Source organism: Geodermatophilus sp. SYSU D01045, from assembly GCF_054050295.1.
On record NZ_JBJGZB010000009.1, the window covers coordinates 125431 to 141240 of the forward strand.

Annotated in this window: 15 protein-coding genes and 1 tRNA gene; 8 read left to right on the plus strand and 8 right to left on the minus strand. The window is 72.5% G+C overall.

The genetic code is table 11. The annotated features are described in order from the left end of the window. Positions 1-21 precede the first annotated feature (21 nt). From ACI798_RS09610 to ACI798_RS09620, 3 genes are read left to right on the plus strand one after another with little or no spacing between them, the layout of a single operon-like run. Positions 22-876 (plus strand): FAD binding domain-containing protein, encoded by an 855-nt coding sequence (locus tag ACI798_RS09610; protein ID WP_457047806.1) that lies wholly within the window; start codon positions 22-24, stop codon positions 874-876. Then, positions 873-1376, plus strand: coding sequence for a (2Fe-2S)-binding protein (locus ACI798_RS09615; RefSeq protein WP_456941503.1), 504 nt, complete (start codon positions 873-875; stop codon positions 1374-1376). The genes ACI798_RS09610 and ACI798_RS09615 overlap by 4 nt, the downstream gene beginning before the upstream one ends. Continuing rightward, a complete protein-coding gene (locus ACI798_RS09620; protein ID WP_457047807.1) occupies positions 1373-3706 on the plus strand; it encodes a xanthine dehydrogenase family protein molybdopterin-binding subunit in 2334 nt (777 codons plus the stop codon). The genes ACI798_RS09615 and ACI798_RS09620 overlap by 4 nt, the downstream gene beginning before the upstream one ends. An 836-nt stretch (positions 3707-4542) precedes the next feature. On the opposite strand, the gene ACI798_RS09625 is transcribed toward ACI798_RS09620, so the two are convergent. Together ACI798_RS09625 and ACI798_RS09630 are read right to left on the minus strand one after the other, a co-directional pair. Then, positions 4543-5205: a hypothetical protein gene (locus tag ACI798_RS09625; protein ID WP_457047808.1), complete on the minus strand. Its 663-nt coding sequence runs from the start codon at positions 5203-5205 to the stop codon at positions 4543-4545. 257 nt (positions 5206-5462) lie between these two features. Next, positions 5463-5888 (minus strand): SRPBCC family protein, encoded by a 426-nt coding sequence (locus ACI798_RS09630; RefSeq protein ID WP_456941500.1) that lies wholly within the window; start codon positions 5886-5888, stop codon positions 5463-5465. A 926-nt stretch (positions 5889-6814) separates the two neighbouring features. On the opposite strand from ACI798_RS09630, the gene ACI798_RS09635 reads away from it, so the two are divergent. Next, positions 6815-7117, plus strand: a complete 303-nt coding sequence (locus tag ACI798_RS09635; RefSeq protein ID WP_456941499.1) for a helix-turn-helix domain-containing protein — start codon at positions 6815-6817, stop codon at positions 7115-7117. Positions 7118-7284: 167 nt separating this feature from the next. Continuing rightward, positions 7285-8418 (plus strand): tyrosine-type recombinase/integrase, encoded by a 1134-nt coding sequence (locus tag ACI798_RS09640; protein WP_457047809.1) that lies wholly within the window; start codon positions 7285-7287, stop codon positions 8416-8418. Between the two features lie 103 nt (positions 8419-8521). On the opposite strand, the gene ACI798_RS09645 is transcribed toward ACI798_RS09640, so the two are convergent. Then, positions 8522-8595 (minus strand) — tRNA-Pro (locus ACI798_RS09645). 375 nt (positions 8596-8970) lie between these two features. Between ACI798_RS09645 and ACI798_RS09650 the strand changes: the two genes are divergently transcribed. Next, positions 8971-10428 (plus strand): MDR family MFS transporter, encoded by a 1458-nt coding sequence (locus tag ACI798_RS09650; RefSeq protein ID WP_457047810.1) that lies wholly within the window; start codon positions 8971-8973, stop codon positions 10426-10428. A 2-nt stretch (positions 10429-10430) separates the two neighbouring features. Here the strand turns inward: ACI798_RS09650 and der are convergent, their stop codons facing one another. From der to aroH, 3 genes are read right to left on the minus strand one after another with little or no spacing between them, the layout of a single operon-like run. After that, positions 10431-11777, minus strand: coding sequence for a ribosome biogenesis GTPase Der (der, locus tag ACI798_RS09655; RefSeq protein WP_456941496.1), 1347 nt, complete (start codon positions 11775-11777; stop codon positions 10431-10433). After that, positions 11774-12469, minus strand: a complete 696-nt coding sequence (gene cmk / locus ACI798_RS09660) for a (d)CMP kinase (RefSeq protein ID WP_456941495.1) — start codon at positions 12467-12469, stop codon at positions 11774-11776. The genes der and cmk overlap by 4 nt, the downstream gene beginning before the upstream one ends. A 44-nt stretch (positions 12470-12513) precedes the next feature. Next, complete coding sequence (aroH, locus tag ACI798_RS09665; RefSeq protein WP_457047811.1) at positions 12514-12876, minus strand: chorismate mutase; 363 nt, start codon at positions 12874-12876, stop codon at positions 12514-12516. A 322-nt stretch (positions 12877-13198) separates the two neighbouring features. Here aroH and ACI798_RS09670 point away from each other — a divergent pair, with 322 nt between their 5' ends. Both ACI798_RS09670 and ACI798_RS09675 read left to right on the plus strand, forming a co-directional pair. Then, positions 13199-13537, plus strand: coding sequence for a hypothetical protein (locus ACI798_RS09670; protein ID WP_456941493.1), 339 nt, complete (start codon positions 13199-13201; stop codon positions 13535-13537). Beyond that, positions 13534-13788, plus strand: coding sequence for a hypothetical protein (locus ACI798_RS09675; protein ID WP_456941492.1), 255 nt, complete (start codon positions 13534-13536; stop codon positions 13786-13788). The genes ACI798_RS09670 and ACI798_RS09675 overlap by 4 nt, the downstream gene beginning before the upstream one ends. A gap of 15 nt (positions 13789-13803) precedes the next feature. On the opposite strand, the gene ACI798_RS09680 is transcribed toward ACI798_RS09675, so the two are convergent. Both ACI798_RS09680 and ACI798_RS09685 read right to left on the minus strand, forming a co-directional pair. Beyond that, entirely contained in the window at positions 13804-14721 is a 918-nt protein-coding gene (locus ACI798_RS09680; RefSeq protein WP_456941491.1) for an aldose 1-epimerase family protein, read from the minus strand. Further along, positions 14718-15806, minus strand: coding sequence for an ABC transporter ATP-binding protein (locus ACI798_RS09685; protein ID WP_456941490.1), 1089 nt, complete (start codon positions 15804-15806; stop codon positions 14718-14720). The genes ACI798_RS09680 and ACI798_RS09685 overlap by 4 nt, the downstream gene beginning before the upstream one ends. Positions 15807-15810 lie beyond the last annotated feature (4 nt).

The window sequence follows — 15810 nt, forward strand, 5'->3', positions numbered from 1 at the left end:
CACCCCGGAAGGACGGCGAGGATGCCGAGGTACTACCGGCCGACCACCACGGCCGACGCGCTGACCGCACTGGCCGACGGCGGCGAGCGCGCACGGCCGCTCGTCGGCGGCACCGACCTGCTGGTCGGGCTCCGGCACCACACCGTCGAGCCGGACCTGCTCGTGGACCTCAAGGCGGTCACCGACCTGCCCGAGCCGATCATCGCCACGGACGACGGCGTGCGGATCGGCGCCACGTGCACGCTCGGCGAGCTCGTCGCGCATCCGGTGGCCCAGGACTGGTACCCGGCGCTGGTCGAGGCGGCCCTCACGGTGGGGTCCGTGGCCATCCGCAACCGGGCGAGCCTGGTCGCCAACTCCTGCAACGCGTCGCCCGCAGCTGACACCGCTCCCCCGCTGCTCGTGCACGACGCGCGGGTCACCATCGCGTCGCTGGACGGCGAGCGCACCGCGTCGCTCGACGAGTTCTTCCTGGGGCCACGGCGCACCCTCTGCGGGCCCGGCGAGCTGGTGACGCGCATCGATCTCCCCCACCCCTCGCCAGGCTCGGGGTCGGCCTTCCGCCGCCTCACCCGGCGGCGCGGCGTCGACCTCGCCACGGTCAGCGTGGCCGCGGGGGTGCGCTCCGACGGCGGGCTGGTCGTCGGGATGGGGGCTGTCGGGCCACGGCCGCTGCGCGCCGAGGTGCCCGGACCGGTCGACCTGGCCGACGAGGGCGCCCTGGGCGCGGCCCTCGACCAGCTGCTGTCGGCCGCGACTCCGATCTCCGACGTCCGGGGCAGCCGCGAGTACCGCCTCGCCACGCTCCGCGTCCTCGCCACCCGTGCGGTGCACGCCGCCGCCAGCCGACGCAACCCCAGGGAGATGGCCTCATGAGCGTCAACGACCACCTCGTGGACGACGAGTTGCAGCCGGTCACGCTGACCGTGAACGGCAGCGAGCGCACCGTCGCCGTCCCCGCCCACCGCACCCTGCTGGACGGCCTCCGCGACGAGGTCGGGCTGCCGGGGACCAAGAGCTGCTGCGCCGAGGGCGAGTGCGGCGCGTGCACCGTGCTGCTCGACGGCAAGGCGGTCAACTCCTGCCTCGTCCTCTGCGTCGAGGCCGAGGGCCACGAGGTCACGACCGTCGAGGGGCTGTCCGCCGACGGCCTCACCGACCTGCAGGAGGAGTTCCTCAACGCGGGCGCGGTCCAGTGCGGCTTCTGCATCCCGGGCCAGGTCGTCTCCGCGGAGTACCTGCTGCGGACCAACCCGGCGCCCGACGAGACCGAGATCCGCGAGGCCCTGTCGGGCAACCTGTGCCGCTGCGCCGGTTACCAGCGCATCGTGCGCGCGGTGCAGGCGACCGCCGTCCGGCGAGGAGCGGCGCAGTGACCACCGCGCCGGAGCGCGCGATCGAGCAGCGCGACGACCTGGGCATCCCGGCGGATCTGCATCCGGGCGGGCAGGTCGGCCGGCCCGTGTTGCGCTACGGCGGGGACGCGCGGACCTCGGGCGCCCAGCGGTTCCTCGCCGACCTGCGCTTCCCCGGGGCGCTGCAGGTCGCGGTCGTGACGCTGCCAGTGGGCAGCGCGGACGTGCTCCGCATCGACGCGACGGCCGCCCGAGCGATCCCCGGCGTCGTCGACGTGGTGACCCCGGCGGACCTGCCCGCCCCCATGCCGCGGTTCGGCGTCTCCCACACCGACCGTCCGGTGCTGGCCGACGGCCGGGTCAACTACCACGGCGAGCCCGTGGCGGCGGTGGTCGCCGAGACCCTCGATGCGGCCCAGGCCGCCGCGCGCGCCGTCGTCGTCGACTACCGGGAGCTGCCGGGCGTCTACACCCTCGAGGCCGCCCTCGACCCGGGTGCGCAGCTCGTCCAGGACCCCTCGATCCGGCCGGGACACGCCCTCGCCGGCACCAACGTGCTCGAGGACGCGCACTACGCCTGGGGCGACCTCGAGACAGAGGAGGCGCGCACGGACGTCGTGGTCGAGAACACCTACACGTTCCCGATGGTCACGCACTTCCCGATCGAGCCCGGCGGCACCGTCGTCGTCCCGACGGACCAGGGCGGCCTCGACGTCTACTCACCCGTGCAGCACCCCTTCGTGCTGCAGCGCACGATCGCCTCGGTCATCGGACTGCCCCTCAACCAGGTGCGGGTCTTCGCGCCCGACCCCGGCGGAGGCTTCGGGGGCAAGCAGAACCCCAAGATCGAGCCGCTGATCGCCTTCCTCGCGCTCCGGACCCGGCGGACCTGCCGGATCGTGCTGTCCCTGGAGGAGACCTTCCAGAGCATGCGGCGTGCCGGCTGCCGGATAGCCGCCCGGACCGGCTTCACGTCCGACGGCGCGCTCACGTTCCACCAGGTGTGGGCCGACTTCCAGATCGGCGCCTACGCCGACGTGGCCCCACGAGTCATGGGCAAGGGCAGCTACGTCGCGGCCGGGCCCTACCGCATCCCCGGTGTGCGGATCGACGCCCGCGCCGTCATGACCAACACGACGCCCAGCACCGCCTTCCGCGGCTTCGGCAGCCCGCAGGTCGCGTGGGCGATCGAGTCGCAGCTCGACGCGGGCGCGAGGGAGCTGGGCCTGGACGGCCTGGAGATCCGTCGGCGGAACCTGGTCGCCCAGGGCGAGGCTTTCGTGCGCGGCGAGTCCGAGGCCGCGGCCGACGGCAGGTGGCACGAGAGCCTGGAGAAGGCCGCCGAGCTGATCGACTGGGGGACGCCGCTCCCCCCCAACAGGGGCCGTGGCATCGCGGTGGGCATCAAGCCGGGCGCCACCTCGGGGCTGTCGCAGAGTCTCGTGCGGCTGCTGGCCGACGGCAGCGCGATCGTCTACGCGGGCACCTCCGACATGGGCCAGGGCGCCCGGACGCTGTGGCAGCAGATCCTCGCGGACGAGCTCGGGGTGGCGCTCGACCACGTCTCAGTGGTCAGCGGCGACACCGGCACCGTGCCCTTCGACCTCCAGACCTCGGCGAGCCGGTCGACGGTGTTCATGGGCTCGGCCGTACTCGAGGCCTGCCAGGACGTGCGCCGGCGGGTGCTGGAGCTCTACGCCGAGTCGAAGGACGTCCCCGCCGACGAGTTGTCCGAGCGTCCCGGCGTGCTGGTCACTCCCGACGGCGAGCTGAGCCTGCCCGAGGCGGCCCGGCAGGCACTGGGCCCGCTGCGCGGGGAGTTCATCGGCCAGGGCACCCGGCGGCTGCGCGGCAAGAGCAAGCACCCGCTCGGCGGCGACGCCGCCTTCTACGAGTTCAACGCCACCGCCATCGAGGTGGAGGTGGACCGGGAGACAGGAGAGCTGCTCCTCACCAGGCACGTGACGGTGAGCGACGTCGGCACGGAGCTCAACCCGCTGCAGGTGGTCTCCCAGGACGAAGGCGCCGCGATCATGGGACTGGGCCACAGCCAGATGGAGCAACTGCTGCTCGACGAGCACGGACGAATCCGCAACCTCGGCGCCCTGGACTACCGCATTCCCACGTTCAAGGACGTCCCGGTGGAGCTGGTGAGCGCCGCCGTCGAGAACCACGACGGTCCAGGGCCCTACGGGTCGAAGGGAATCAGCGAAGGCGCGCTGCTGTGCACGGCCGGGGCCCTCGCCGCGGCAGTCACGGACGCCACCGGCGTGGTGATACGGGACCTCCCCCTGACACCGGAGCGGGTCTGGGCCTCGATCCAGGAGGCCGCGACCGACCGGCCCGGCTGAGCACGCGCCTCCCGCGGTGAGGACCCGGACTGCCCGGAGGCCTGGCTAGGGCCACCGCGACGCCTGGGTCCAGCAGCGCGTCGACGGCGACCTCGTCACCGGGACGACGTCTCCCGGCCGGCAGCCCTGCCCCGGCCCACATCGCGGCGGTGAGCAACGACGCGGACGGGTCGTGCTCACCGGGCTCGAGCACGAACGTGCTCCAGCAGCCGATCGCATGCCTGGCCTCCGGCAGGCGAACAGCAGCGACCGAGCCCTTAGGGCACGTCACACAGGCGCCCTCCAGACGAGCCAGGCGCTGGTGTCCCTGAGCGGCCGACTTTGGGACATCCGTCCAGCCATACTCCGTCGGAGCGTCCCTCGGTTGGCCCTGCCCCAAGTCCTCGTTATGTCCGACTACGACCGCTTCACGTGATCGAGTTGTCCGGACGTTTCTCGATTGCATTGGGCGGCTGCGCCGTTAGCCGAAGCTTGTCAAGGGCCCCACCACTGAACCTGAACGTCCTTCACCTCCACTCCGTCGCCCATCTCCCAACTGATGGTGTCTGACGGGGTGATCTCGAGCGATCCATCCTCCCTCCTAACAGCACTTTGGATGGTCGACGAATCGAGTGAGAACTGAGGATATCGACGCAAGGGATGAGTCAAGTGGTCGACTCCCCCGACCATGACCGCGGTTACGTATCGCGACAGGGGAGCGCAAGCAAGTGGCGACGCGGAATCGCCTGACCCCATCTCCTCAGCAAAAGACTCCTCCACGCCCAGGAGTTGCAGTATCGCCTCACGAAGATAAGCGGCGATGGTCCGATAATGAGTACCTGAGAGTTGGCGAATCTTCACCATGTCCAGATGCCGTGCTCCAAGCCATCACTGGCCTCACGCGCTTCTGCGTACGCTTCCGCGTCTCCTCGGCAGAGAACCCGTCTACGAACCTCGGAATCCAGTTGCTTCAGCTCTATGCCCCACTCGGCGAGCAGGTCATCTCTCGAGCCTGCACGCGCGACCTCTCGCGCCCGCGCGATCGGGGTGAGAGCCTCCATAGCCATCCAGGCATGCGCTATTGCCATTATCTCCATGCCGGGACGCATGTATCGAAGCGTCTCGAGGTATTGCCCAACGGCTCTCAGCATGCGCGCGGGATCATTTATTCGATCAACCGCCCTGAGGATCGCGTCGAAGTGCTCGCCGTTCGGGCGGCGCATGACGCGGGGTATGCCGACCTCCCGGTCGTAAAGTTGTTGCCAGAGCTGGTGCTCTTGCACGGCCGGAGTCGCATCGAATACCAACTCAAGCTGCAAGTAATCCATGGCAGCATTGGCCGCCAAGGACAGCATCTGCAATATCATGCTCGCAACTTGGGGTCCGTGTTGCATCGCGTCTTCAATCGTTGGCGCAGGCATCGAAACCTCGCACCAGAGATGGCGCGGAACTGAGCCACGGTCTCCGAGATCCTCATAAAAGGTTCGAATTGCCACGACACCCTCACCGAAGGCGGTCACGACCGACACTGTGAACGTCTGATCCTCGTCCAGTCGCACGGCGGACTGGCAGCGAACGACAACAACGAAGCGGGGTAGCGCAGTAGGGGCTTCCACGGACGGGACGGTATCCATCCGCAACTGCGGGGCACTCGCGCCGGCGCAGCAATCTGGTACGGGCCTCGGCCCGACAGCTCACCGGACGAGCGCCCACGTCCCTAAAGCCGCCTTCAGGGACGGTCTCCAGCCACCGCGGCTGACTCGCGCATGGCCTAGCTTCACACCTGTCGTTCGCTCCTGGCCTTGATCCCCTCGGCCTCGGCGATGAGGTAGCGATCGGTCAGCCGGCGGTAGAACCGTCCCATCACCACGCCCACGGGCCCGGCCTGCTCCACCGCCAGGGTGACGCGCGTGCCGCCGACGCCGAGATCCTCGAGCAGGTGCCGAGCGGTGGTGCGGACGCCCGGACCGGTGGCCACCCAGGTGAACGAGCGGCTCGGCTCGAGCTCCGTGACCACGTACTCGGTCGAAGGGATCCGGGGCTGCTCCACCCGAACCCGGGACCCGACGGTGAGTGGCCCGTCGTCCAAGCGTCGAACGGAGGTCACCGTCGGCGCCCACTCCGGCCACAACTCGACCTCGCTCAGCACCTTCCAGACCTGCTCGACCGGCGCCTCGACGTCGATCCTGGTGCTCTGCTCCACCAGGTCATCCTGCTCTCATCGCCACCGGAGATGGCCAAGATCAAGTGCCACACACCTCTTGCATTGTCGGCCGCGGCTTTCGTCGTGATGATTAGGATGGCCGCCATGGCCAGGAGGCGGAGGGAACAGCGAGAGCCCAATCAGCAGCCACGGACAGCGGCGTCTCCGAAGCCTGCGCCCAGCGTCGATGCCGGACGCGCAGAGGCGACTTCCGTTGCGGCCGATCCGAGTGATCGCCGCCGAGCAGCGACGACCTGCGGATGGTGCGGCGGACCGATCCAGCCGAAGGCCCGCGGGCGCATCCCCACCTGGTGCTCACCGGCATGCCGGCAACGCGCCTGGGAGCAATCACGGGCCGCGGCCTCCGGCCTCAGCGCAGTCCATGTCGTCGAGCGGCGCGTGGAGGTCCCGATGCGGCAGCCGCTCACTCGCCGAGACTGGCCCCAGGCGCTACAGGAGCTGGCTCAGCAGATTGATGACGGGCGGATCTACGACCGCGACCTCTCCGGGCTGTCCGTTGCTCTCGACGCCGTCCTCGACGCCTACAACCGCCGGCCCTACGTCCGCCTCCGAGCTGCCGACGAGCACCGCATGACCTGGGGTCCCCGACACCCGTCCCGCTGACGTGTGCGCCTGGGACAACGGGCGTACCGGAGGTCTACTGCAGGCGCCGTTCTGCAGACCGCCTCGGGAACGTGTCCTGAGCGGCCCTCTCCAGCTCTCCTCCAGTTGAGGCTCCGGGACCTGGAGAACAGTCGCAGCCCCGAGCCCCCCGCCGTGTCGACAGCGCATGCCTGGTCGCAGATGCACTGGAGGAGCACCCGAGACCGTTCCCCCATCGTCGACGGACGCACCGCATCAGCCGCCGTGCGCGAATGGCCGCAGTCGGGCGTCGGCGGGCGGAGTGGAAATGGGGAGGAGATGACATGGGCGACCCGGAGCGCCTTCACGACCTGCTGGCCAGCAATCCCCTGCTGCTGACCCCCGAGGAGGCAGCGACGGTCCTCCGCATCGGTCGGACGACCATCTACGCGCTCATGAAGGCCGGCGACCTACGCCCGGTGCACATCGGCCGCAGTTGCCGACTCCCCCGCACCGAGCTCGAGCGCTACGTCCGCTGCCTGGAGACGTCCGCGAACGCCGCGCCGGCACCGACGGCCGAGCGCCATGCAGCAGGCTCTCCGCGACGTCGGATCGACGCCAGCCCACGCCGCATACACGCCCGATAGCCGTCCCGCCTCTCGGCTGGGGACAACGCCGCCGCCATCCACCGGTTTGTCCCGCCGGCGGCTGCACCAGGCGCACCCGTGGTGACGTCGCCCAGCTGGTCTCGGGACCGCAGGTCGCCGGCAGGGAGCGAGTGCCCGGGTAGGCCGACATCGCCGGAGGAGTCGACGTGGCAAGACGCGCGAACGGCGAGGGGTCGATCTTCCGGCGGAAGGACGGCACCTGGTCGGCAGAACTCAGCTACCGAGACGACCACGGCACCCTGAAACGTCGGACGGTCTACGGGAAGACGCAGGCCGAGGTCCGGGCCAAGCTCCGCGAGGTCCGCGAGCGGATCGAGTCCGGAGCACCGGTCAAAGACGCCTCCATGACGGTGGCCGCATGGCTTGAGGACTGGATCACCAAGTCGCTTGCCGCCAGCGACCGCAAGCAGGCAACCAAGGACCTCTACGCCACCCTCGCCCGCACCCACCTCGCGCCCACGGTCGGGACGATTTCCCTCGGCCGGCTGCGTCCCTCAGACGTCGAAGCGCTCATCGTCACCAAGCGGGACGCCGGCCTGGCTGCATCAACGGTGCGGACGATCTACACCGTCCTGCGGGCGGCGCTCGACGTCGCCGCTCGCGACGGGCTGATCCGCAACAACCCCGCGGCCGCCGTCAAGCGGCCCGGCGTCGAGCGCAAGGACGGGCCGCACCTGACCACGGAGCAGGCGCATGCACTCCTACACGCGATCCGTGGCGACCGGTTGGAGAGCCTGTTCCGGCTCATGCTGGCCACCGGGCTGCGCCGCGGAGAGGCGCTGGCCCTTCACTGGTCCGACGTGGACCTCGACTCCGGGCTACTGCGGGTCCGCTGGACCCTCGCCCGGACCTCTCAGGGGCTGCGGCTCGACGAGCCCAAGACCGACAAGTCCCGCCGGACCGTGCCACTCCCCCGCTCGGCCATCGAGACGCTCCAGGTGCACCGAACCCGGCAACTGGAGGAACAGCGCACGGCTGTCGGAGCCTGGCAGGACCACGGCCTGGTCTTCACAACCGAGATCGGCACACCGCTCGAACCCCGCAACGTCCTACGGCGCTTCGAAGTCCTCGCCGCGCGCGCCAGCCTCCGCGGCATCACCCTGCACACCCTCCGGCACTCCGCGGCCAGCTCCCTGCTGGCGGCCGGAACCCACACCAAGGTGGTCCAGGAGCACCTCGGTCACTCGTCCTATGCGATCACTGCCGACATCTACAGCCACGTCGGCCCCGCCCAGCAGCGCGAGGCCGCCGACCGGCGGGAGCAGGCACTCCGCTGGTGACCGCTGCTGTATCGAGCGCCGCGTTGCTGTACGCGTTGCTGTACTGACGCGAGAGGCGGGCCACCCTCGTCGGGTGACCCGCCTCTGACCTGCGGTGTCGCTGTCGGGCTGACAGGATTTGAACCTGCGACCCCTTGACCCCCAGTCAAGTGCGCTACCAAGCTGCGCTACAGCCCGAGCGCCGGGCGGCTCGCGCCGCCCGATCGCTGCGTAGAGCAGGTTACCGCACCTGCTCCCCCGCTCCGCCCGGTGGTCGGCCGCGTGCCGCGGTGAGTCGTTCGCCGGCTCCCACAGCCGGCGCCGGACGTCGGGGTCGCGTCCCTGGCCGGGCGTGGGCAGCTCCCGGCGCCGCGCGAACAGGTTGCCCGTCACGGTCGCCGTCTCCGGGGCGGTCGCCGGCCACAGCACCGTGTCCGCGCCCTGCTCGGGCGTGCGGCCGAAGCGGTGTCGGGAATGCGCGACGACGGCCGGCGTTGGTGGTTGACCGTGACAACCGTGACCCGGGCCTCGGTCGGGCTCCGTTCCGAGCGCGGCCCCGTGTTGGGGGCGGTCATGCTCAGCACCGCGCTGATCGCCCTCGACAGCACGATCATCGCCACCGCCGTCCCCGCCGTCGTCGACGACCTCGGCGGGTTCAGCCAGTTCCCCTGGCTGTTCAGCGTCTACCTGCTCACCCAGGCGGTGACCGTGCCGGTCTACGGCAAGCTCGCCGACGTCCTCGGGCGCAAGCCGGTGCTGCTGTTCGGCATCGCGGTGTTCGTCGCCGCCTCGCTGTTCTGCGGCCTGGCCTGGTCGATGCGGGCGCTGATCGTCGGGCGGGCGCTGCAGGGCATCGGCGCCGGCGCCATCCAGCCGATCGGCATGACCGTCATCGGCGACATCTACACCGTCGAGGAGCGCGCCCGGGTCCAGGGCTACCTCGCCTCGGTGTGGGGCGTCTCGTCGGTGCTCGGGCCCACGCTCGGCGGCGTCTTCAGCGACTACCTGTCCTGGCGCTGGATCTTCCTGGTCAACCTGCCGCTGGGCGCGCTGGCGTTCGTCGCGCTGCTGCGCCGGTGGAGCGAGCGCGTCGAGCGCCGCGAGCACCGCTTCGACGTCGCCGGAGCCGTGCTGCTGTCGGCCGGGTTCGCGCTGCTGATCCTCGGGCTGCTGCAGGGCGGCAGCGCGTGGGCCTGGACGTCGGGGACGTCGATCGCGGTCCTCGCGACGGCGGTCGTCCTGCTCGCGGCCTTCGCGGTCGTCGAGCGGCGGGCCGCGGAGCCGGTGCTGCCGCCGTGGGTGCTGCGCCGCCGGATCCTGCTGTCCGGCAACGTGGCCGCCCTCGGCCTCGGCGCGCTGCTGATCGGGCTGAGCTCCTACCTGCCGACCTGGGCGCAGGGCGTCCTCGGCGCCGGTGCGCTCGAGGCCGGCTTCGCCCTCGCCGCGCTGACCCTCGGCTGGCCGATCGCGGCGAGCCTCGCCGGCCGGCTCTACCTGCGGATCGGCTTCCGCACCACCGCGCTGATCGGCGTCGCGCTCGCCGTCGCCGGGACCGTCGGGACGGCGCTGCTCGGCGCCGACGCCCGGCTGTGGCAGGTCGGCGCGTGGATGTTCGTCACCGGCGCGGGCCTCGGGCTGTCGTCGTCGCCGCTGATCGTCGCGGTGCAGTCGGTGGTCGGCTGGGACCGGCGCGGCGTCGTCACCGCCACCAACATGTTCGCCCGGTCGATGGGGTCGGCGGTCGGCGCGGCGGTGTTCGGCGCGATCGCGAACACCACGCTGGCCGCCCGGTTCGCCTCACCACCGCCGGGCCTGGACGGCGCGGTCCCCACCGACGTCGACAGCACCACCGCGGCGCTGTCGCAGGGCGGCGCCGTCGCGGAGTTCGCGCGGGAGAGCCTGCACGCGGCCTCGCACGGCGTGTTCGTCGCGACCGCCGTGACCGCCGTCGTCATCGCGCTGGCGGTGCTGGCCATGCCCCGCCGGACCGAGCCGCTGCGCTTCGACGACGACCCGGCCCCGGCGGGCTGACCTCAGCCGCGCCGGTCGTTCCCCCGGCCCTCGCGGACCTTGACCGAGATGTCCAGCGGCGTGCCGCCGAAGCCGAACCGCTCGCGCAGCTTGCGCTCGAGGAACCGGCGGTAGCCGGCCTCGAGGAACCCGGTCGAGAAGACGACGAACCGCGGCGGCCGGACGTCGGCCTGCGTCACGTACTTGATCTTCGGGGCGCGCCCGCCGCGGGCCGGCGGCGGCGTCTCCTGCACCAGCTGCCGCACGTAGGCGTTGAGCTCCGCCGTCGGCACCCGGGTCTCCCACGAGGCGAGCGCGGCGCGCAGGTGGTCCGGCAGCTTGCCGATCCCCCGGCCGGTGGCCGCGGAGATGTTGACCCGGCTGGCCCACCGGACGCGCGCGAGGTCGCGCTCGACCTCGCGCTCCAGCTGGGCGTGCCGGTCCTCGTCGAGGGTGTCCCACTTGTTGAACGCGATGACCAGCGCGCGGCCGGCCTCGATCACCTGGGTGATCACCCGCTGGTCCTGCTCGCTGATCACCTCGTCGGCGGCGAGCAGGACGACGGCGACCTCGGCGGCCTGGATCGCGGCCTCGGTGCGCAGGCTCGCGTAGTACTCCGTGCCGCTCGCCGTCGACACCTTGCGGCGCAGGCCCGCGGTGTCGACGAACCGCCACTCCTCGCCGCCGAGGGTGATGATCGAGTCGACCGGGTCGACGGTGGTGCCGGCCACCGAGTCGACGACCGAGCGCTCCTCCTTGGCCAGCCGGTTGAGCAGGCTGGACTTGCCCACGTTGGGCCGCCCGACCAGCGCCACGCGGCGCGGGCCGCCCTCCTCGGGCTGCTCCCGCGGCGCCTCGGGCAGCGCGTCGAGCACCAGGTCGAGCAGGTCACCGCTGCCCCGCCCGTGCAGCGCGCTCACCGGCTGCGGCTCCCCCAGCCCCAGCGACCACAGCTCGGCGGCGTTGGCCTCGCTGCGCTCGTCGTCGATCTTGTTCGCGACGACGATCACCGGCCGGTCGCTGCGGCGCAGGATGCGCGCGGCGGCCAGGTCGGTGTCGGTGGCGCCCACCCGGCTGTCGACGACGAACACGATGACGTCGGCGGTGCGCATCGCGAACTCGGCCTGCCGGCTGATCGACGCGCCCAGCCCCTCGGCCTTCGGGTCCCAGCCGCCGGTGTCGGTGACGGTGAACCGCCGCCCGTTCCACAGCGCCTCGTAGGAGATCCGGTCGCGGGTCACGCCCGGCACGTCCTGCACCACCGCCGCGCGCCGGCCCAGGAACCGGTTCACCAGCGTCGACTTGCCCACGTTGGGCCGGCCGACGATCGCCACCACCGGCAGCGGACCGCCGGTGCCCTCCTCGCTCATGCCCTCTCCCCTGCCCCGACCGCCGAGAGCGCCAGGTCGACGATGCGGTCGACGACGGCCTCCCGGTCCAGGTCGGTGCTGTCCACGACCACCGCGTCGGCGGCCGGCCGCAGCGGGCTGTCCGCGCGGCTGCTGTCGTACTCGTCCCGGCGGCGCATGTCGGCGGCGAGCGCCGCGACCTCGGCCGCGGTGCTCAGGCCCAGCTGGGCGGCCCGCCGCTGCGCGCGCGCCTCGGGCGCGGCGGTCAGGTAGACCTTCACCGTCGCGTCGGGCAGCACCACGGTGCCGATGTCGCGGCCCTCGACGACGACGGCGTCGGCGGCGGCCACCAGGGCGCGCTGCTGGTCGACCAGCTGCCGGCGCACCGCGGGCACCGCCGAGACCGCCGAGACGTTGCGGGTCACCTCGGCGCCGCGGATCCGCACCGCGACGTCGGTGCCGTCGACCTCGACCCGCTCGGTGTCGGCCGCCGTCCCCACCTCGATGCGCGCGCCGGCCACCACGCGGGCCACCGCCCCGGCGTCCCCGGGGTCGACGCCGGCGTCGAGGACGGCCACGGTCGCGGCCCGGTACATCGCACCGGTGTCGAGGTAGGCCGCGCCCAGCCGGGTCGCCGCCGCGCGCGCGACGCTGGACTTGCCCGTGCCCGACGGCCCGTCGAGGGTCACCTGGCCACGGAACCGCGCGCTCACTGCGCCGTCACCCCGCGCAGTGGTGTCCGCTCGCCGGCGCTCGCTCACTGCGCGATGTCCCGTCGCAGCGCCACGGCACCCCGCAGGTACACGTGCTGGATGTCCTCCCGCGGCCGCTCGGTCTCCACGTGCGCCATGAGCCGCAGCACCCGCGGCAGTGCGCGCTCCACGCCGATCTCCGTGGCGCACATCAGCGGCACGTCGCCCATCCCGAGCTCGCGGGCGGCCAGCGCCGGGAACTCCGAGACCAGGTCCGGGGTGGCGGTGAACAGGATGCTGATGATGTCGTCGTGGTGGAGGCCGTTGCGCTCGACCACGGTGCTCACCAGCTCCCGGGTGGCCTCGAGGACCTGCTCGCGCTCGTCGGCGTCCACCTGCGTCGCGCCCCGGATGGCCCGTACGGCCACGTGCACCCTCCTCGGTCGGTACCGGCTCCCGGATCAGGGGTGCCCGGTCGAGTCTAGGTACCCCGCGCCACCTCCCCGCCGCCGGTGACCGCACCCGTCGGCGCCCCCCGTGCCTTCCCCGTCCGCGCCCGGACCTGCCATTGCCAAGTAGTTGGGGATAACGGGAATGCGCGGAGTGCCGGGCACCGGTGGCCCCGCTTCCTCGACGGGGACGTGCGGACCGTGACGGGCCGCACTCCTTGCGTGTCGGCCCGCGGTGGACCGGGCCGTCCCCGGGACCTAGGGCCCTGGGGATTCCGGACGGATTCGTCACGGTGAGGGGGTGAGTCGAGAAGAGGCCCACCGCCGCACCGCCGCCCGACGACGGCGTGCCCCCTCGGGACCGCCCGCGATCCAGCGGGAGCCCGAGGACGGCGCCCGTCCGCTGCCCCCGCTGTCCACCGCGCGCACCGACCGGACCACCGGCGTCATCAGCGTCCGCGGCCGTCTCGACCGGATCGGCGCCGAGGCGCTGTGCCGGACCGTGACCGGGCTCCGGCGGCTGGGCCACCGGCAGGTCGTCGTGCGGCTCGACACGGCGACCGTGGCCGACGACGCCCGTGCGCTGCTCGCCGACCTCGCCCGCCGGATGCCCGCCGGCGAGCGCCTCGTGCTGCGGTGAGCGCGGACACGCGGCGCCGCGAGCACTGGACGATGGGCGCGGACGACGTGCGCCCCCTCGAGTGCGGCGGGGAGTCGCTGGACCTGCCGGTGGGCCGCCTGCACGCGGTGGGCGGCGACGGGCTGCTGGTCGGCCGGTCGGTGTGCCTGGCGCCGGTGACGCTGCTCGACCCGGCGGTGTGGTCCTGGCCCGAGGACCGGGACGACGCCGGCGACCCGCTGTGCTGGATCTGCCTCGCCCTGACCGCCTGACCCCCGCTCCGGCGGTCAGAGCGGGCGGATGCCCCAGGTGCCGGTCGTGGACTCCCCCGGCGCCAGCCGCCGCACGGCCTCGCCGGTGCGGAACGCGTCCGGCGGGCACGTCATCGGCTCGACGGCGAGCCCGTGCCGGCGGCGCGACGGCGGCTCGACGACGTCGCCGGTGAACACCTGCAGGTGCCCGTAGGAGGCGTCCATCCAGACCGCGGCGCCGCTGCCGTCGGGGCGGACCAGCCGCACCTCGGCGAGGCCGTCGGCGTCGCGGGCGAGGTCGGTGAAGCAGTCGTCGACCACCAGGTCGCCGACCCGCCGGCCTCCCCGCAGGTCGAACGGCGTCCCCTCCACCGGCTCGCGGCCGACCGGCAGCAGCCGGTCGTCGGTCAGCAGCCGGGTGGCCGCGGGCAGGGTGAGCGTGCAGTCGTCGACGAGCAGCCCCGGGCCTACGGCGAGGTAGGGGTGGTGCCCCTCGCCGTAGGGCAGGTCGGTGGCGCCCTCGTTGGTGGCGGTGGTGGTCACCCGCAGACCGTCGTCGGTGAGCTCCCACGCCACCTGCAGCCGCAGGCTGAAGGGGTACCCCGGCTGCGGGTGCAGCAGGTGGCCGAGGACGACGCGGTCCTCGGCCCGCTCGAGCACCCGCCAGGGCACGTGCCGCACCAGCCCGTGGATCGCCGTCCCCCGCTCGGGCTCGGTCACCGGGGTGACGTGCCGGACGCCGTCCCAGGACCAGACGCCGTCGCGCAGCCGGTTGGGCCAGGGCGCGAGCACGTGCCCGCGCACGTCGGCGGCCATCTCGGCGGTGTCGTAGCCGTCGACGACGTCGCGGCCGCCGGCCCGGTAGGTGCGCAGGCCGCCGCCGACCTCGACGACGACGGCCTCGGCGTCGCCGCGGCGGAGGACGTGCTGCTCGCCGGTGGGCGGGAGGCTCACCCGAGCCGCTCGCCGTCGACGGTGGAGAACAGGTGCACGTGGCCGGCGCGCGGCGTGACGTGCACCCGGTCGCCCTTGACCGGCGGGCGGCGGCCGTCGACCCGGACGGTCACGGTGTGCCGGGTCCCGTCGAGGTCGGCCCCCTCCAGGAGGGCATGGCCGTACACGTAGGCGTCGGCGCCGAGCTCCTCGACGACGTCGACCTCCACCGGGATGCCGTGCTCGCCGACCTCGAGGTCCTCGGGGCGGACGCCGAGCACCACCCGGTCGGCGGCCGCGCGGCCGAGCACCTCGCGCTCGACCGGGTGCACGGTGTCGCCGAACCGGACGCCGCCGTCGGTCACCGGCAGCTCGACGAGGTTCATCGCCGGCGACCCGAGGAAGCCCGCGACGAAGACGTTGCGGGGCCGGTCGTAGAGGTCCCGCGGCCGGCCTGCCTGCATGAGCAGCCCGTCCTTGAGGACGGCGACCCGGTCGCCCATGGTCATGGCCTCGACCTGGTCGTGGGTGACGTAGACGGTGGTGATGCCCAGGCGCCGCTGCAGCGCGGCGATCTGGGTGCGGGTCTGCACGCGGAGCTTGGCGTCGAGGTTGGACAGCGGCTCGTCCATCAGGAAGACCTGCGGCTGGCGGACGATCGCCCGGCCCATCGCCACGCGCTGCCGCTGCCCGCCGGAGAGGGCCTTGGGCTTGCGGTCGAGGTACTGCTCGAGGTCGAGCAGCTTCGCCGCCTCGCGCACCCGCTCGCCGATCTCGGCCTTGCCGACCTTGGCCATCTTGAGCGCGAAGGCCATGTTGTCGGCGACGGTCATGTGCGGGTACAGCGCGTAGTTCTGGAACACCATCGCGATGTCGCGGTCCTTGGCCGGCAGGTCGGTGACGTCGCGGTCGCCGATGAGGATGCGGCCGCCATCGACGTCCTCGAGGCCGGCGAGCATCCGCAGCGAGGTGGACTTGCCGCACCCGGACGGGCCGACGAGGACGAGGAACTCGCCGTCCTCGACCTGCAGGTCCAGCGCGTCGACGGCGGGCCGCTCGGCGCCGGGGTAGACGCGGGTCGCGGAGTCGTAGGTGACAGTGGCCATGGGG